Annotated in this window: 17 protein-coding genes; 7 read left to right on the forward strand and 10 right to left on the reverse strand. The window is 72.0% G+C overall.

The features are described from left to right. Window positions 1–315: 315 nt before the first annotated feature. Genes ACFWBF_RS35205 through afsQ1 form a run of 3 tightly spaced genes read right to left on the reverse strand, consistent with a single transcriptional unit; the run spans window position 316 to window position 3,087 of the window. Window positions 316–942, reverse strand: a complete 627-nt coding sequence (locus tag ACFWBF_RS35205; protein ID WP_385608918.1) for a hypothetical protein — start codon at window positions 940–942, stop codon at window positions 316–318. After that, window positions 929–2,413: an ATP-binding protein gene (locus tag ACFWBF_RS35210; protein ID WP_385608919.1), complete on the reverse strand. Its 1,485-nt coding sequence runs from the start codon at window positions 2,411–2,413 to the stop codon at window positions 929–931. The genes ACFWBF_RS35205 and ACFWBF_RS35210 overlap by 14 nt, the downstream gene beginning before the upstream one ends. Beyond that, window positions 2,410–3,087, reverse strand: a complete 678-nt coding sequence (gene afsQ1 / locus ACFWBF_RS35215; protein WP_180291024.1) for a two-component system response regulator AfsQ1 — start codon at window positions 3,085–3,087, stop codon at window positions 2,410–2,412. The genes ACFWBF_RS35210 and afsQ1 overlap by 4 nt, the downstream gene beginning before the upstream one ends. 175 nt (window positions 3,088–3,262) lie before the next feature. On the opposite strand from afsQ1, the gene ACFWBF_RS35220 reads away from it, so the two are divergent. Beyond that, window positions 3,263–3,979, forward strand: a complete 717-nt coding sequence (locus ACFWBF_RS35220) for a SigE family RNA polymerase sigma factor (RefSeq protein ID WP_385608920.1) — start codon at window positions 3,263–3,265, stop codon at window positions 3,977–3,979. 142 nt (window positions 3,980–4,121) lie between these two features. Here ACFWBF_RS35220 and ACFWBF_RS35225 read toward each other — a convergent pair whose 3' ends face one another. Beyond that, complete coding sequence (locus ACFWBF_RS35225; RefSeq protein WP_385608921.1) at window positions 4,122–4,751, reverse strand: uridine kinase; 630 nt, start codon at window positions 4,749–4,751, stop codon at window positions 4,122–4,124. Window positions 4,752–4,907: 156 nt separating this feature from the next. Here ACFWBF_RS35225 and ACFWBF_RS35230 point away from each other — a divergent pair, with 156 nt between their 5' ends. Then, window positions 4,908–5,258 carry a hypothetical protein gene (locus ACFWBF_RS35230; protein WP_385608922.1) on the forward strand — a complete coding sequence of 117 codons (351 nt, stop codon included), beginning with the start codon at window positions 4,908–4,910 and terminating at the stop codon, window positions 5,256–5,258. Window positions 5,259–5,331: 73 nt separating this feature from the next. Here ACFWBF_RS35230 and ACFWBF_RS35235 read toward each other — a convergent pair whose 3' ends face one another. The 3 genes from ACFWBF_RS35235 to deoC are packed head-to-tail and all read right to left on the reverse strand — an operon-like array spanning window position 5,332 to window position 8,634. Next, on the reverse strand, window positions 5,332–6,237 hold the full coding sequence (locus tag ACFWBF_RS35235) for an aldehyde dehydrogenase family protein (RefSeq protein ID WP_385608923.1): 906 nt from the start codon (window positions 6,235–6,237) through the stop codon (window positions 5,332–5,334). Then, window positions 6,230–7,666, reverse strand: a complete 1,437-nt coding sequence (locus tag ACFWBF_RS35240) for an aldehyde dehydrogenase family protein (protein ID WP_385608924.1) — start codon at window positions 7,664–7,666, stop codon at window positions 6,230–6,232. The genes ACFWBF_RS35235 and ACFWBF_RS35240 overlap by 8 nt, the downstream gene beginning before the upstream one ends. Window positions 7,667–7,671: 5 nt before the next feature. Then, window positions 7,672–8,634, reverse strand: a complete 963-nt coding sequence (gene deoC, locus ACFWBF_RS35245) for a deoxyribose-phosphate aldolase (RefSeq protein ID WP_385608932.1) — start codon at window positions 8,632–8,634, stop codon at window positions 7,672–7,674. Between the two features lie 112 nt (window positions 8,635–8,746). Between deoC and ACFWBF_RS35250 the strand changes: the two genes are divergently transcribed. Genes ACFWBF_RS35250 through ACFWBF_RS35260 form a run of 3 tightly spaced genes read left to right on the forward strand, consistent with a single transcriptional unit; the run spans window position 8,747 to window position 10,259 of the window. Continuing rightward, window positions 8,747–9,403: a PH domain-containing protein gene (locus ACFWBF_RS35250; RefSeq protein ID WP_385608925.1), complete on the forward strand. Its 657-nt coding sequence runs from the start codon at window positions 8,747–8,749 to the stop codon at window positions 9,401–9,403. 50 nt (window positions 9,404–9,453) lie between these two features. Further along, the gene (locus ACFWBF_RS35255; protein ID WP_385608926.1) at window positions 9,454–10,020 is read left to right on the forward strand and encodes a VanZ family protein; all 567 of its coding nucleotides are present in this window, start codon (window positions 9,454–9,456) and stop codon (window positions 10,018–10,020) included. 38 nt (window positions 10,021–10,058) lie between these two features. After that, complete coding sequence (locus tag ACFWBF_RS35260; RefSeq protein ID WP_385608927.1) at window positions 10,059–10,259, forward strand: PspC domain-containing protein; 201 nt, start codon at window positions 10,059–10,061, stop codon at window positions 10,257–10,259. Between the two features lie 6 nt (window positions 10,260–10,265). On the opposite strand, the gene ACFWBF_RS35265 is transcribed toward ACFWBF_RS35260, so the two are convergent. The 3 genes from ACFWBF_RS35265 to ACFWBF_RS35275 form a co-directional block, all read right to left on the reverse strand. Continuing rightward, entirely contained in the window at window positions 10,266–11,063 is a 798-nt protein-coding gene (locus ACFWBF_RS35265) for a hypothetical protein (RefSeq protein WP_385608928.1), read from the reverse strand. A 155-nt stretch (window positions 11,064–11,218) separates the two neighbouring features. Further along, entirely contained in the window at window positions 11,219–11,479 is a 261-nt protein-coding gene (locus ACFWBF_RS35270; RefSeq protein WP_385608929.1) for a hypothetical protein, read from the reverse strand. A gap of 139 nt (window positions 11,480–11,618) precedes the next feature. Further along, entirely contained in the window at window positions 11,619–12,767 is a 1,149-nt protein-coding gene (locus tag ACFWBF_RS35275) for an adenosine deaminase (protein WP_385234958.1), read from the reverse strand. A 131-nt stretch (window positions 12,768–12,898) separates the two neighbouring features. Here ACFWBF_RS35275 and ACFWBF_RS35280 point away from each other — a divergent pair, with 131 nt between their 5' ends. Continuing rightward, window positions 12,899–13,639: an alpha/beta hydrolase gene (locus tag ACFWBF_RS35280; protein ID WP_385608930.1), complete on the forward strand. Its 741-nt coding sequence runs from the start codon at window positions 12,899–12,901 to the stop codon at window positions 13,637–13,639. Window positions 13,640–13,897: 258 nt separating this feature from the next. Beyond that, window positions 13,898–16,876, forward strand: coding sequence for a BTAD domain-containing putative transcriptional regulator (locus ACFWBF_RS35285; RefSeq protein WP_385608931.1), 2,979 nt, complete (start codon window positions 13,898–13,900; stop codon window positions 16,874–16,876). The last annotated feature ends 168 nt before the right edge of the window (window positions 16,877–17,044 follow it).

The following is a 17,044-nucleotide window of genomic DNA, read 5'->3' on the forward strand; positions in this document are numbered from 1 at the left end:
TGCGATGCACCGCACCGGACACCGCGACCCGGCAAACCTTTCCGACCACAGCACTAGCCCCTCCCCGCGCCGGCCCGGCCCCCTGAGCCCAGCTCGGGGGGCCGTCGCCGTCCTGAGGGCTCCGCCCCGGCCCCCGCGCCTCACACGTCGGCGGGGCTGCACTGTGGCTGATGCCGCCTTGTTGGCGGGCCGCTGGATCGGCCGGGGCTGCAATCGCCGCGCGAGCGGCTATTTCAGCCCGTGGGCGTCCCCGGACGGAGTCTGGGGAGTTCGAGGCGCGGCCTCCCGGGGCGCAGCCCCCCGGGGGGGGACGGGTCAGGACGGCTGCGGCGAAGGCCGGACCACGTCGCCCAGGGTCGGGACCGACTCCGGGCGGGAGCGGACCGCGTCCGTGCACTCCCAGGCTCGCGGCGGATCCGCGTCCGGGCCGCCCAGGACCACCGGCCCCGGCCCCGCCGACACCGCGTCGCTGTCCGACAGCGTGCACACGATCTGCGACAGGGCCACCGGCGGCAGATCCTCCGGCTTGCGGCTGAGCCGCACCGCCCCCGCCGGGTCACCCGCCCGCGGGGCCGCCGCCGTCAGCCCGTCGGGGACGCCGGTCGTGAAGCCCGCGTCCCGCTCCTCGGCCGACGGCGGCTTCTGCAGCGCCTCCAGCAGGGCCTGGGCCACCAGCGCCACGGGGTCGCGCAGGACCCGCTTCTCCGGGATCGGAACCACCCGTTCCACCCCCACCAGCTGCGAGCCGCAGACCAGTGCCACCGTGGCCCGGAACCCCTGCACCCCGCTCTGCCCGCCCGCCGGCTGCGCCGGGGTGTCGCACGACACCCGCGACGGCGCCGCGCCCACGTCCACCGGCACGGTGGTGGCGCGGATCCCGCAGCCCGACAGCAGTACGAGACCCAACGACACGCCGACGGCCACGCGTCTACGCCTCTTCACCCGCGATCACCTTCCCCACGTCCACCGGCAGCCGCAGCGTGAACAGCGCCCCGCCCCCGTCCGCGTTGGCGGCGCTGATGTCGCCGCCGTGGATGTGCGCGTTCTCCATCGCGATGGACAGGCCCAGCCCGCTCCCGTCGGACTTCGGGCGCGACGCGCTCGCCTTGTAGAAGCGGTCGAAGACGTGCGGCAGGACGGCCTCGGGGATGCCGGGTCCGTTGTCCTTGACCGCGATGACCAGCCACTCCCCCTCCACCCGCACGAAGACCCGTACCGGCGATCCGCCGTGCTTGAGCGCGTTGCCGATCAGGTTGGCCAGGATGACGTCCAGCCGCCGCGGGTCGAGCCGCGCCACGATCCCGCGCTCGGCGTCGAGTTCGACGGCGTCGAGCCAGGCCCGTGCGTCGATGCAGGCGGTGACCTGGTCGGCCACGTCCACGTCGTCCAGCACCAGCCGGGCCGTGCCCGCGTCGAAGCGGGTGACCTCCATCAGGTTCTCCACCAGGTTGTTGAGGCGCCGCGTCTCGCTGACGACCAGCGCCACCGCCGGTGCGATCATCGGATCGAGGTCGTCGACCTCCTCCTCCAGCACCTCGGCCACCGCCGTCAACGCCGTCAGGGGCGTGCGCAGTTCGTGGGACATGTCCGCGACGAACCGCCGGCTGGACTCCTCCCGCGCGCTCATGTCGGCGACCTTCTTCTCCAGCGCCTCCGCCGTCTTGTTGAAGGTGTGCGACAGATCCGCCAGTTCGTCGGTCCCGGACACGTCGAGGCGGTGGTCCAGCTCGCCCTCGCCGAGCCGCCGGGCCGCGTCCCCCAGCCGCTGCACGGGCTTGAGCACGGTACGGGCCGCGGCCTGCGCCAGCAGCGCGGAGCCGAGCAGTGCCAGGACGGTCGCGATGGTCAGCGACCAGCCCAGGGCGTTGAGGTCGTCCCGCTCCGTGGCCAGAGACTTGTACATGTAGCCGGTCGGCCCGCCGCCCACGATGCGGGTGCCGCCGACCAGGTACGGGTTCCCGTGCGGCTTCGTCCGCTGCCAGTACATGTGGTACTCGGCGTCGTTGGCGGCCGTCGTCTTCTGCTGGTCGTTCACCGCGTGCTGCAGCGACTTCGGTACGTCGGCCAGCCCGAAGGCGTCGGGACCGGCCGCGCCGAACACCTTGCGCTTGTCCTTGCGCTCCTGCACCAGCAGCACGCTGTACCCGGGGCTGCTGCCCGCCATCAGCTCGGCGGTGCGCTGCATCTCCTCCGGGGTCGGGTCCGCGGGCAGCGCGGCGGCCCGGTTCTGCATCTCCTGCCGGAAGTCGCCGAGGGCGGCGTCCTGCGTCCGGGTCAGCACCGCTTCCCGGTTGAGCCAGTACGCGATGCCGGAGGCGGAGACCGCGGCCGTCAGCGCGACCAGCGCGAACACCACGAGGAGCCGCAGCCGCAGGCTGGTCCAGCGCCGGCCCGCGAACAGGGCTCTGATCACTGCGGGGAGTCCAGCCGGTAACCGACGCCGCGGACGGTACGGATCAGGGTCGGCGAAGACGGCACTTCCTCGACCTTGGCGCGCAGCCGCTGCACGCACGCGTCGACGAGGCGGGAGTCGCCGAGGTAGTCGTGTTCCCACACCAGCCGCAGCAGTTGCTGGCGCGAGAGCGCCTGGCCGGGCCGCCGGCTGAGCTCCAGCAGCAGCCGCAGCTCGGTCGGGGTGAGCTGGAGGTCCTCGCCGTTCTTGGTCACCGTCATGGCGGCCCTGTCGATGACCAGGGAGCCGAAGACGGCCGAATCGCTCGCCTCGCGCTCGCCGCGGCGCAGCACGGCCCGGATCCGGGCGTCGAGCACCCGGCCCTGGACGGGCTTGACCACGTAGTCGTCCGCGCCGGACTCCAGGCCGACGACGACATCGATGTCGTCGCTCCGCGCGGTGAGCAGGATGATCGGCAGCTGGTCGGTGCGGCGGATGCGCCGGCACACCTCGAAGCCGTCGATCCCGGGCAGCATGACGTCGAGCACGATCAGGTCCGGCCGCTGCTCGCGCAGCAGTTTCAGGCCGTCCTCACCCGTCGCCGCAGTGGCCACACGGTGGCCCTGGCGTGACAGGGAGAGTTCGAGGGCCGTGCGGATGGCGTCGTCGTCCTCGATCAGCAACAGGAAAGGCACGGGCTCATTCTGTCCCATCGGCCGTTGGGAGTTCGACCGTCGCGCGGGGCGGATCGTGCCACGGGTCGCTGTGACAGGCCTGTGACAGTCGAAGGACACCCCGGTTATGTCGGGCGGGCAGTCTTTTGTCATCGAGACAACGGACCGAAGCAGACTCCACGACGGGGGGCGCGAGATGAACACGCTGCACAGCACCACCACCAGCGCGGTTGTCACGCGGCTGCACGATGTGAACCGCCGGGCGGGTGTCCGTACGGTGACGGCCGCTCGTCCGCGGCCGGCGCACGTGGTGGCCATCGACGCGAACACCTACCAGTCCACCCAGTCCACCACCGTCCCCGCGCAGCGCCGGCCGGCGCCGTCGGCCGCCTCGGAGGCGGAGTTCACGGCGTACGTCCAGGAGCGGCGGGCCGCGCTGTACGCGACGGCCTTCCACCTGACCGGGGACCGCTACGAGGCCGAGGACCTGCTGCAGAGCGCGCTGTTCTCGACGTACCGGGCGTGGGACCGCATCAGCGACAAGGCGGCGGTGGGCGGGTACCTGCGCCGCACGATGACGAACCTGCACATCAGTGCCTGGCGTCGGCGGAAGCTGAACGAGTACCCGACGGAGGAGCTGCCGGAGACGGCCTCGGACACGGACGCGATGCGGGGTACGGAGCTGCGCGCGGTGCTGTGGCAGGCGCTGTCCCGCATCCCGGAGCCGCAGCGCACGATGCTGGTGCTCCGGTACTACGAGGGCCGTACGGATCCGGAGATCGCGGAGATCCTGGACATCAGCGTCGGCACGGTGAAGTCGAGCATCTGGCGGACGCTGCGGCGGCTGCGGGAGGACGAGGCGCTGAGCTTCGGCCGTGACGAGGCGGCGTCCTTCGAGGAGCTGGTCGCGTAAGCGACACCACAAGCCATGGGGCCAGGGGGCCCGTCCTACGGGGGTGGGGCGGGGGTCACGGGGGGGAAAGGCGGGATCAGGCGGCCGGGGGTCCGCATGGTCCCGCCTTTTCGCATGTGCGGCTCGGCCGGGGTCAGCGCCGCTATGCCGGGGCTGTGGCCGTGCGGTGGCGGCCTGCCGCGGCGGCGGCCAGGCGGCCGAGGGCTTCGTCGCGGCCGCAGGGGTGCGCGCCCAGGGCGGCGTGCCGGGCCACGATGCCGCGTTCGGCACGCATCAGCCGCCAGCCCCTGCGCAGCAGGAAGAGGACCGATTTGCGACCCTCCCGCAGGTCACGGGCCAGCCGGCGCCGGAAGGTGGTCGAGGGGCGGCCGCGCAGGCAGATCGCGTCGGCCAGCAGCCCGAGCTCCTGGCAGCGGGCCGCGATGTCGGCCGCGAAGATGCCCTCGGCGATGAACAGCGGGGTCCGGTCGATGTCCAACACCTCGGCGCCCGTACGGGAGCTGGTGGAGATGTCGTAGACGGGGACCTCGGTACGGCCCGCCGCGCACAGCTCCGCGACGGCGGCCACCGCGGCGTCCGCGTCCCACGACAGCGGGGAGTCCCAGTCGATGTCGGAGCTGCCCCCCACCAACGGGAGGGTCGGGTCGGTCCCCTCCTTGTAGAAGTCGTCCAGGCGCAGCACGGGGAGACCGGACCGCGCTGCCAGTGAGGACTTGCCGGACCCCGAGGGGCCGGTCAGCAGGGCGACACGCGTCGGCAGAGGAGAGCTCACGGGACACCAGTGTGCGGCATGACCCGGCGTATCAACACACCGCCGACACCGCCTGCGAGAACCCTCACACCGCCCCCGCGGACCGCCGGTTGGAAACCGGGAACCCGGCGCCGCTACGCTGTGTGCGCACGCGACTACGACCACAGGCGGGAACCCATGGCACGTCACGCAGCTCCCACCCCACCGAAGCGGCTCCGGACCGCGGGGCTGACCCTCTCCATGGCCGGCGCGGCCCTGGCGATGGCGGCCGGCGGCGCCCAGGCGGGCGAGCTCTCGGTACCTGCGGCCCTGGCCGGGGTCGCCGACCCGATCGCCAACCTCAAGGTGAATCCGCTGGCCAACACCGGCGTGGACCCGTTGGACAACGGCATCGCCACCAAGATCGCGGACTTTCCCGCGGTCGGCACCGGCATGGTCACCGGCACCCTGACGAGGGGCCCCTCGGTCGGCGAGCTGCCCACCGCCGCCGTGTCCTCACTGCTCGGGCCGGTCCTGCCCAAGAAGTAGCCGGAAAGCGGGTACGGGAAAGGCCCGGCAGCGCGGGGGACGCTGCCGGGCCCGTTCTCGGAGGGGGCCGGTCCTAGTAGGACGAGCCGCCCGCGCCCAGCGAACCCGTGGGGTGCCAGACGGTCTTGGTCTCCAGGAACGCCGTCATGCGCGACGTGCCCGGGTCCGCGTTCCAGTCGTCCACAGGCTGTGGACGCAGAACGCGCTTGAGGTTGTCCGCCGCCGCGATCTCCAGCTCCTTGGCCAGCGCGACGTCCGCGCCCGCCAGGTCGATCGCGTTGACGTCCTGGTGGGACGCCAGGTGCGGACCCATCTCGGCGGCCTTGCCGGACAGGATGTTGACGACGCCGCCCGGCAGGTCGGAGGTGGCGAGCACCTCGCCGAGGGAGAGGGCGGGGAGCGGGGACTTCTCCGAGGCGATCACGACCACCGTGTTGCCCGTCGCGATGACCGGGGCGATCACCGAGATCAGGCCCAGGAAGGACGAGTCCTGCGGGGCGACCACGGTGACGACACCGGTCGGCTCCGGGGTGGAGAGGTTGAAGAACGGGCCCGCGACCGGGTTGGCCCCGCCGACGATCTGGCCGATCTTGTCGGTCCAGCCGGCGTACCAGACCCAGCGGTCGACGGCCGCGTCCACGACCGCGCCGGCCTTGGACTTGGACAGGCCCTCGGCCTCGCCGACCTCGCGGACGAACTGCTCCCGGCGGCCCTCCAGCATCTCGGCGACGCGGTAGAGGATCTGCCCGCGGTTGTACGCGGTCGCGCCCGACCAGCCGCCGAAGGCCTTGCGGGCCGCGACGACCGCGTCACGCGCGTCCTTGCGGGAGGACAGCGGCGCGTTGGCCAGCCAGTTGCCCTTGGAGTCCGTCACCTCGTACACCCGGCCGCTCTCGGAGCGGGGGAACTTGCCCCCGACGTACAGCTTGTAGGTCTTGAAGACGTTCAGGCGCGCGGGCGCCGCCGACAGATCAGACATCGAGGTAGCCCTCCAGGCCGTGGCGGCCGCCCTCGCGGCCGAAGCCCGACTCCTTGTAGCCGCCGAAGGGCGAGGTCGGGTCGAACTTGTTGAACGTGTTGGCCCACACCACACCCGCGCGGAGCTGGTTCGCGACCGCCAGGATGCGGCTGCCCTTCTCCGTCCAGATGCCGGCGGACAGGCCGTACTGGCTGTTGTTGGCCTTGGCGACGGCCTCGTCCGGCGTACGGAAGGTCAGCACGGACAGGACCGGACCGAAGATCTCGTCGCGGGCGACGGTGTGCGCCTGGGTGACGTTCGTGAAGAGCGTCGGGGCGAACCAGTAGCCGGCGGACGGCAGCTCGCACGCCGGGGACCAGCGCTCGGCGCCCTCGGCCTCGCCGGTCTCCGCGAGCGCGGTGATCCGGGCGAGCTGCTCGGCGGAGTTGATCGCGCCGATGTCGGTGTTCTTGTCGAGCGGGTCGCCCAGGCGCAGCGTGGAGAGGCGGCGCTTGAGGGAGTCGAGGAGCTCGTCGTGGATCGACTCCTGGACCAGCAGGCGCGAGCCCGCGCAGCAGACCTGGCCCTGGTTGAAGAAGATGCCGGTGACGATGCCCTCGACGGCCTGGTCGATGGGGGCGTCGTCGAAGACGATGTTGGCGCCCTTGCCGCCCAGCTCCAGGGTGACCTTCTTGTCGGTGCCGGCGACGTGGCGGGCGATCTTCTTGCCCACGGCCGTCGAACCGGTGAAGGCGACCTTGTTGACGTCCGGGTGCTCGACGAGGGCCGCGCCCGCGTCGCCGTAGCCGGTGAGGATGTTGACGACGCCCTTGGGCAGGCCCGCCTGGCGGCAGATGTCCGCGAAGAACAGCGCCGAGAGGGGGGTCGTCTCCGCCGGCTTCAGCACGACCGTGTTGCCGGTGGCGAGCGCCGGGGCGATCTTCCACGCCAGCATCAGGAGCGGGAAGTTCCACGGGATGACCTGGCCGGCCACGCCCAGCGGGCGCGGGTTCGGGCCGTAGCCGGCGTGGTCGAGCTTGTCGGCCCAGCCCGCGTAGTAGAAGAAGTGCGCGGCGACCAGCGGGAGGTCCGCGTCGCGGGTCTCCTTGATCGGCTTGCCGTTGTCCAGGGTCTCCAGGACGGCCAGCTCGCGGCTGCGCTCCTGGATGATCCGGGCGATGCGGAAGAGGTACTTGGCGCGCTCGGAGCCCGGCAGCGCGGACCACTTCACGAAGGCCTTGCGGGCGGCCTTCACGGCGCGGTCGACGTCGGCGGCGCCGGCCTGGGCGACCTCGGCCAGCACTTCCTCGCTGCTCGGCGAGACGGTCTTGAAGACCCTGCCGTCGGCGGCGTCGGTGAATTCACCGTCGATGAAGAGCCCGTAGGAGGGGGCGATGTCGACGACCGAGCGGGACTCGGGAGCCGGTGCGTACTCGAAGAGGGATGCCATGGTGATCAGTCCACCGTCACGTAGTCGGGACCGGAGTAACGGCCGGTGCTCAGCTTCTGGCGCTGCATCAGCAGGTCGTTGAGCAAGCTGGAGGCGCCGAAGCGGAACCAGTGGTTGCTCAGCCAGTCCTCGCCCGCGGTCTCGTTGACCAGGACCAGGAACTTGATGGCGTCCTTGGTGGTCCGGATGCCGCCGGCCGGCTTCACGCCGATCTGGATTCCAGTCTGCTCCTTGAAGTCGCGGACGGCTTCGAGCATGAGCAGGGTGTTGGCGGGGGTGGCGTTCACGCCCACCTTGCCGGTGGAGGTCTTGATGAAGTCGGCGCCCGCGAGCATGCCGATCCAGGAGGCCCGGCGGATGTTGTCGTACGTGGACAGCTCGCCGGTCTCGAAGATCACCTTGAGCCGGGCGGCGCTGCCGTCGGGGCGTACGCACGCCTCCTTGACGGCCTTGATCAGCTCGTACGTGTCCAGGTAGTGGCCGGCGAGGAAGGCGCCACGGTCGATGACCATGTCGATCTCGTCGGCGCCGGCGGCCACGGCGTCGGCCGTGTCGGCGAGCTTGACGGGCAGGGCGGCGCGGCCGGCGGGGAACGCCGTCGCGACGGAGGCCACCTTCACGTCGGCGCCGTTCAGGGCGGCCTTCGCGGTGGCCACCATGTCCGGGTACACGCAGACGGCGGCCGTCATGGGCGTGGTGCGGTCGGTGGGATCGGGATGGACGGCCTTGGCGGAGAGCGCCCGGACCTTGCCCGGGGTGTCCGCGCCTTCGAGCGTCGTCAGGTCGATCATCGAGATGGCCAGGTCGATGGCGTACGCCTTGGCCGTCGTCTTGATCGAACGGGTGCCGAGGGAGGCCGCGCGGGCCTCCAGGCCGACAGCGTCGACGCCGGGCAGCCCGTGCAGGAAGCGGCGCAGCGCACTGTCGGACGTCGTCACGTCAGCGAATGCGGTGAGGGTGGTGGGCATGGTCACCACATGAGCATATCTACGCGCGTAGCTGCCTGTCACCCCCCACCCCGCACATATGGGCGTGACGGCCGTCATGTGTGGCGCGGGGGCGTACGGCACAATCGGCCACATGACTACGCCCTCCCCCGACGAGCCGGTCTACGACGACCGGGTCTACCGCTCCCCCATGGCCGTCGTCACCGGGGTGCTGCTGATCGCACTCACCCTCTGGCTGTGCGGGGATGCGGTGGTACGCGGTTCCGGGAACACGCCGTGGGTGGCGCTCGCCGTGGCGCTGTGCGCGCTTCCGCTGATCGTGGCCTTCACGATCCGGCCCGCCGTGTTCGCCAATGACGACCGGCTGCGCGTACGGAACCCCTTCCGGGTCATCGAGCTGCCCTGGGGCGCCGTCGACGCCGTACGGGCCGGGTACTCCGCCGAGGTGCTGGCCGAGGGGTCGAAGTACCAGCTCTGGTCCGTGCCCGTATCGCTGCGGGAACGCAAGAAGGCCAACCGGCCGCAGTCCGGCCGCGGCGGCCTCCTCGGGCGGGGCGCCGCGGCGCCCAAACCGCAGGCCGGGCCCGGGGCCCGGGCCGGCGCCGAGGCCGAGGCCCAGCCGCGGCGGGCGGGCGCCGACCGGGTCGTCGACGAGCTGCGGGAACTGCGGGAGCGCGGCGCCGGGCGGACCGGGGCCCAGGGCGACGTCCTGGTCCGCTGGGCCTACGAGATCATCGCCCCCGCCCTCGTCGGCGCACTGCTCGCGATTGTGCTGCTCGCCACGGGCTGACCGGCGGACAACGCGGAACCGCGGATACCGGACGCTGCGTCTTCGCAGGTGTGCAGCGTCAAGAGGCCGGCCACAGCGCCGTCACCACCCTCCGGCACCGGACCCTCTCCGGGGTCCTGCTGGCCGCCCACCTCCTCCTCGTCGGGTGGCTGACCCTGCGACCACTGGACGTGCCCTGGACCCCGGCCGCCAACCTGACCCCGCTCGAGGGGATCAGGGCGGCCCTCGCGGCCGGGCCGCTGGAGGCCGTCCGGCAGATCGGCGAAGGGGTGGCGCTGCTCGCCCCGCTCGGGGTGCTCCTCCCCTTGACCGGCGGCCGGATGGAGCTGTCGCCGCTGGCCGCCTGGTCCTCGCTGGCCCGCACGGCCGCCGCGGGCGCGCTGGTCTCGGTGGGCATCGGGATGCTCCAGACCGCGGTCCCGGGCCGGGTGGTCGACATCGATTCGCTGCTGCTCAACACCGCGGGCGTGGTGCTGGCCCACGTGGCCGTCGTGCCGGCGCTGCGCGCGCGAAAGCGGCGTTCACAGGTTCTTTCTCAGGGGGCGACCCCGAGAATTACCAGGGTCGGGCTCGGCCCGTGGACCGACGTCCTGTCGGCGGTCCAGCGGGAGTATTGAGGCATCGCAAAGAAAGCGATACCGACGAAGGAGTAACCATGAGCGCCCTTGTTCGCCCCCGTGACGGACGATGGATCGGCGGAGTCTGCGCCGGACTGGCGCGGCGTTTCGGAATGTCGCCCGGCCTGATGCGGACCATATTCATCGTCTCGTGCCTGCTGCCCGGCCCGCAGTTCCTGATCTACATCGCGCTGTGGGTACTGCTGCCGAACGAGAAGTCCGCCTCGACCGCCTGGTGATTGCGGCTATCCGGCCTTCCGGACCTTTTCGAGCTGCTTGTCCGCCACTTCGTGCGGAACCTGCGGCTGCTGCTGCGCGGCCGCCACGTTGAGGGCCATGAGCCGCACGATGGTGCCGCCTTGGCGTACGACGACCAGGTGCACCGGGGCCGCGACGCCGGAGCCGGCGGCGGTCGTGGTCCAGCTGACGCTCTCGTCGCCCCCCGTCTTGTAGTCGACGGCCTTCACGTCGCGGTAGCTGCCCGTCTGCTTCTCGACCGTGGCGGAGAAGCCCGTACCGCAGGCGGCGACCGCGGCCTTCAGCCGGGCGATCAGCGACTTGGCGTCGGACTCGGCGTAGGAGCTGACGGAGGCGGAGACAGCGAGACCGGCCTGCTTGCGGGAGCCGACGCCCCGGTTGACGGTCTCGCGCGCGACCGGGTCCGGCTTGTCGCCCATGATGTCGGCCAGCGGCTGGCAGGCCTTGCGGTCGGCCTGCGGCTGACCGTCCGGGGCGTTCGGGTTCTTGCCCTGGGCCGAGACCTGGTAGCCGGGCAGGTCGCCCTGTTCCAGGGCGGACCGCTCCAGCCTGCTGCCGCCCGTCCCGGGCATGGCCGAACCGCCCGGGCCGCCCGCGGCTCCGGGGCCGTCAGACGCGCCGGAGGAGCCTGGCGCGCCGGAGGAGCCGGGCGCGCCCGCCGAGCCCTTGGGGTCCGGGGACTTTCCGGCCGCGGGGGTGCTCGTACTGCTGCAACCCACGGCTGCGAGAAGCAGCGCGGGGAGCAGTGCGGCGGCGGCCGTCCGGACCGTGACTCGTGGCTTCATGCGCATCACCGATGACCTCATACCCCGTGCGTAGGCGGGCGGTTGGGGTGATCGTGGCACACGGCGCGACGTGGCGCACACCTGCTCGAAGAGGTGTGCGCCACGCGTGCGCGCGTGCGGATCTCGTACGAATTCCGTGCGAGTGGCGGCGTGGGTCAGGCGCCGAGGCCGCTCGTCGGGAGGCCGCCGAGCAGACCGGTCACCGCGCCGAGGGCCTGGCCCGGGTCGCTCGCCTCCTGGCCCTCCGGGCTCACCTGCTGCTGGCTGGTGAGGCCCTGGACCGCGGTGGTGGCGGTGCCCAGCGCGTCGGTGAGGCCGACGGCGGGGACTGCAGCCGAAGCGGAACCGGCGGCGACGGCGGCGAAGGCGGCACCGAGAGCGGCGACACCGAGGGTCTTGGCAGCTGACTGCTTCATGAAAACGTGTCCTTGCGACGGGGAATTGAGCGGCTCCGCAAACTAGTCACTTGAAACCCCCGCCCGCAAACATCTGTAAATATGAGAAGGCGCCCGGGAATTGCTCCTCCCGGGCGCCTTCAGTACGTCACGCCATGGCCTATGCCGAAACAGAACCGCTGGTGGAGGCGGTCTGACGGAACAGCCACTCCGACTTCAGCTCCGCATAGCCCGGCTTGATCACCTCGTTGATCATGGCCAGCCGTTCATCGAAAGGAATGAACGCGGACTTCATCGCATTGACGGTGAACCACTGCATGTCGTCCAGCGAGTAGCCGAAGGCGTCGACCAGGTGCTCGAACTCGCGGCTCATGCTGGTGCCGCTCATCAGCCGGTTGTCGGTGTTGACGGTGAGCCTGAAGTGCAGCTTGCGCAGCAGGCCGATCGGGTGCTCGGCGTACGAGGCGGCCGCGCCGGTCTGCAGGTTCGAGGTGGGACACATCTCCAGCGGGATGCGCTTGTCCCGGACGTAGGCGGCCAGGCGCCCCAGGGTCACCGAGCCGTCGGCGGCGACCTCGACATCGTCGATGATCTTCACGCCGTGGCCGAGGCGGTCGGCGCCGCACCACTGCAGGGCCTGCCAGATCGACGGCAGGCCGAAGGCCTCGCCCGCGTGGATGGTGAAGTGGTTGTTCTCGCGCTTGAGGTACTCGAACGCGTCGAGGTGGCGGGTGGGAGGGAACCCGGCCTCGGCGCCGGCGATGTCGAAGCCGACCACGCCGTTGTCGCGGTAGCGGTTCGCCAGCTCGGCGATCTCCAGCGCACGGGCGGCGTGACGCATCGCGGTCAGCAGGGCGCCGACGCGGATGCGGTGGCCGTTGGCCTTCGCGCGGCGCTCGCCCTCGCGGAAGCCGTCGTTGACCGCCTCGACGACCTCTTCGAGGGTCAGGCCGGCTTCCAGGTGCTGCTCGGGCGCGTAGCGGATCTCGGCGTACACGACGCCGTCCTCGGCCAGGTCCTCGGCGCACTCGGCGGCGACCCGGGTGATGGCCGCCTTCGTCTGCATGACGGCGCAGGTGTGCGCGAACGTCTCCAGGTAGCGCTCGAGGGAGCCTGAGTCGGCGGCTTCCCGGAACCAGATGCCGAGCTTGTCGGCGTCGGTCTCGGGGAGGTGGTCGTAGCCGACCTCGCGGGCCAGCTCGATGATCGTCCCGGGGCGCAGACCACCGTCGAGGTGGTCGTGCAGGAGCACCTTCGGGGAGCGGCGGATCTGATCCGGCGTGGGCAGGTTGGGGGTCTCGCTCGTCATCTGGGCACTCTAGCTCCTACGCGCGTAGAGCGAGGCGTTGACGGCCGGTCGATACACAACATTGACTTCCGGGGGCGGTGGGCTTGGCCGGACTGTGGTGCGGACGCCCGCCGGTCTGAGACTGTTTCGTCATGGCACAGCATGCGCCGCCGGCGCGCGGGGCCCGTCTGGGGCGGGCGGTCGGCGCGACCGGCTCGGGCTCGACGGTCGGCACGGTCAGCGGGGTGGTGCTCCTGCTTCCCGGAGCGTCCAGATTGTCTCCCGGTCCGGTACGTCCGCTCGCGCGGGCACTGGCCCGGGCGGGCGCGGCGGACGGGCTGGTCACGCACACCGTCCTGCACGGCGGGCTCTCCCGCGCCGAAGGGGCGGGGTGGGCGGCGGACGAGGTGGTGCGCCGGTACGGGGACGTGCCGGTGTGCCTGGCCGGCTACGACGCGGGCGGCCGGGCGGCGCTCGCGGCGGCGGGGCACGAGGCCGTCAACTCCGTGCTGGTGCTGGCCCCTTGCCTTGCGGAGCCGTCCGCCGGGGGGTCCCCTGAACCGGTGAAACAGCTCTTAGGGCGCCGGGTGCTGATCGTGCACGGCACCAACGACGCGCGCAGCGACCCGGAACTGTCCTTCCGGCTCGCGACCCGAGCGAAAAAAGCCAATCGTGAAACGTGCCGGTTTGAAGTGCACTCCGATGGGCACAGCCTGCGCGATCACCAGGCGGAGGTCGTCGCGCTGTCGGTGGACTTCGTCCTCGGCTCGATGTTCTCGGGCCGCTACTCCCGCCCCGTGACCGACGCGCTGGCGGCCCCGCCGCCGCTGGGCCTGCGCATGCCGCTGGCCTCGGGATTCGGCCGCTCGCTGCGCACCGCACCGGGCCGCTAGTGCTGTGACCGCCACCGACCGTCCGCGTTACCCCGAGTTCGGCCTCCGTTCGCACGGGAGCGGGGACCCGGGGTGTCCAGCAGCTGGTCAGGCGGCGGGGACTTCCCGTGCCAAATGCGCGACAACCGGTCTACCGAAGGTAACTCAAACGATTCTGCGCTGTGACTGGAGTGAATTACTGGCCAGTAAGTGATCACAATGGGCCAGGGTGCACCGGGGGGGTGCCTTGTTGCAGAGGGAGTCGAAGTGCATCAGGCCGTGTTCAGATTGCTCGGACCACTGGAGGTGCAGGTCGGCGGGGAAGCTCTGCGGATCGGAGGAGCACGCCAACGCACCGTCCTGACCATGCTGCTGCTCGCGTCCTGCCGGGTCGTCTCGGTGGACGCCCTGATCGAAGCCGTCTGGCCGAACGGCGCACCGACCACCGCACGCAACCAGATCGCCATCTGCGTCGCCGGACTGCGCAAGGTCTTCAAGGACACGGTCGGGGTGAACGAGCTGATCCTGACCTCGCACCCCGGATACATCCTCAACCCGCTGGAGCACCGCATCGACGCGGTCGACTTCCAGGACCGCGTGGGCCAGGCCCGCGAACTCGCCCGCGGCGGCCAGGCGGCCGAGGCCTGCGAGGTGTTCTCCGAGGCGCTGTCGCTGTGGCGCGGCCGGGCCATGGACGGGGTCACCGGGCACCACGTCGAGCAGGAGGCCGTCCGGCTGGAGGAACTGCGCCTCGACGTCCACGAGGAGTACGCCGGCCTGCAGCTCCAGCTGGGCCGCCACCACACGCTCATCCCGGCGCTGACCGCGCTCGTGGCGGAACACCCGCTGCGCGAACAGGCCCGCGCCCACCTGATCCTGGCGAACTACCGCGCGGGCCGCCGCGCCGACGCCCTGAACGTCTTCCGCGAGGGCCGCCGCCTGCTGGTCGACGAGCTGGGCATCGAGCCCGGACCGGCCCTGCAGGGCCTGCACGACCTGGTCCTCCAGGACTCGCCGGAACTCTCGCAGCCCGCGACCCAGCTCGCCCAGCCGATGGCCGCGAACGTACCGGCCCAACTGCCCGGGGACTCGGCCTCCTTCACCGGCCGGATCAAGGAACTCAGCGCCATGGACCGGATGCTCGACGAGCGCCTGGGCCAGTCGCCGCTGACCATCGCCGCGATCAGCGGGATAGGAGGCGTCGGCAAGACCGCCCTCGCGGTGCGCTGGGCCAACAACGTCGCCGCCCGCTTCCCCGACGGCCAGCTCTTCACCGACCTGCGCGGGTACGACGAGAAGGACGATCCCGTCCCGCCCGCCACCACCCTCGACCGCTTCCTGCGCGCCCTCGGGGTGCCCGCCCAGCAGATCCCCGCCGACCCCGGCGACCGCGCCGCGCTCTACCGCAGCGTGCTCGGCGGCAAGCGCGTCCTGATCGTCCTGGACAACGCCCGCTCCTTCCAGCAGATCCGCCCGCTGCTGCCCGGCAACGGCCGCTGCTGCGTGCTGATCACCGGCCGCGACGTCATGGGTGAGATGATCGGCGATTACGCCGTCCTGCAGATCGGGCTCCAGTCCATGGACCCCGAGGAGGCCGCCGCGCTGCTCGGTGAAGTGGCCGGCGACCACCGGATCGGCGCCGACCCGGCCTCCACCGCACGCCTCGGCGAACTGTGCGACCGGCTGCCGCTCGCCCTGCGCATCGCGGGCGCCCGGCTCGCGGCCAAGCCGCACTGGTCGGTGCGCAGCCTCGTGGGCCGGCTGGAGAACCAGCGCCGCAGACTGGACGAACTGAGCCCCGGCGAGGGCGGCGTACGGGCCGGCTTCCGGCTCAGCTACCGCGATCTGTCGGCCGCCGCACGCCAGCTCTACCGGCGGGTCGGGCTGCTCAACGTGCCCGACTTCGCCGCCTGGGTGGGCGCCGCGCTGATCGACGCCGACCAGATGGACGCGGAGAACCTCCTGGAGCAGCTGGTCGACGCCCAGCTGCTGGAGGTGGCCACCGCCTCCGGGCCGGTCACCCGCTACCGGTTCCAGGACCTGCTGCGGCTCTTCGCCTGGGAGATGGCCCAGGCCGAGGAGACCGAGGAGGAGCGCGGGGCAGCGCTGGAGCGGGCGTACGGCGGCTGGCTGGCGCTGGCCGACGCCGCCCGGCTGCTGACGTACGGCGGTGATGCCGCCATCAGCTACGGCCAGGTGGAGCGGATGGCCTTAGACCCGGAGCTGATGGAGGAACTGCTCGCGGACCCGATGGAGTGGTTCGAGTCCGAGCGCAGCGCCCTCACCGACGTGATCGAGCAGGCCGCCGGCTCGGAGCGCTCCGCCTACGCGTGGGCCCTGACCCAGAACAGCACCCCGCTCTTCGAGGTCCGCAACTACTGGGAGGACTGGCGCTCCTGCGCCGAGCATTCGCTGCGCGCCGCGGAACTGGCCGGCGACCGGCTCGGCGAGGCCGCCATGCTCCGCTCGCTGGGCACGCTGGCGATCTACCGGCGCGACTACCGCGAGGCCTGGGGCTGGCTGACCCGGGCGGCGCCGCTGTGGGACCAGCTCGGCGAGGTGCACGGCAAGGCCCTGGCCCTGCGCAGCCTGGCGCTGTGCGCGCGGTTCTTCGGCGACCTGGAGGGCGCGGCGCGCGATGCCCGGGAGTCCCTGGAGTGCTTCCGGGAGGCGGGTGACGGAGCCGGCGAATCCCATGTGATGGGCTTGCTGGCCCAGGTGGAGATGGAGCGGGGCAACCTCGCCGTCGGCATCGCCCTGTGCACCGAGGCCATCGCCAAGAGCCGGGAGGCCGGCAGCGTACGGGGCGAGAACCAGAACACGTACCGGCTGGCCGAGGCACTGCTGCGGCTCGGCGACCTCACGAAGGCCGAGCAGACCTGCGCGACGGTGCTGCGGCTCACCCGCGAGGGCGGGGACCGGCTCGGCGAGGCGTACGCGCTGCGCGGGATCGGCGAGGCGCGCTGGCGCCAGGGCCGGTCCGCGGACGCCGAGGCGGTGCTGGCGGACGCGCTGGTGGCCGCGCGGGAGGTGCAGGACCGGTTCCTGCAGGCGCGGATATCGCTCGACCTGGCCTGTGCGCTGGCGCTGCGCGGGGAGGCGCGGGCGCGGGAGCCGCTCGGTCTGGCGCTGGAGGCGTTCACGGAGCTGGGCGCGGCCGAGTGGCAGCGGCGGGCCGAGGAGATGGCGCGGGCCGTGGACCTCGCGGACGCGCTGGCGCTGACCCCGCAGGGGCTGGCCGCGTTGCTGGAGGGCTGACCGGCCTGCGGTCGCCCCCTACACACACAAGGCGAGGGGCCCGGGGGCGCCCGGGAGGGGGGGCCCGGGCCCCCCCGGGGCCGGGGGGGGGGGGGGAGCGGCAACGGGGGTAGGGGGTGTTTTTGGCCACCCGGGCCCCCCCCCCGCCCGCGGGAGGGGCCGGCCCCC

The sequence above is a fragment of the Streptomyces sp. NPDC060028 genome, assembly GCF_042736725.1.
GTDB lineage: Bacteria > Actinomycetota > Actinomycetes > Streptomycetales > Streptomycetaceae > Streptomyces.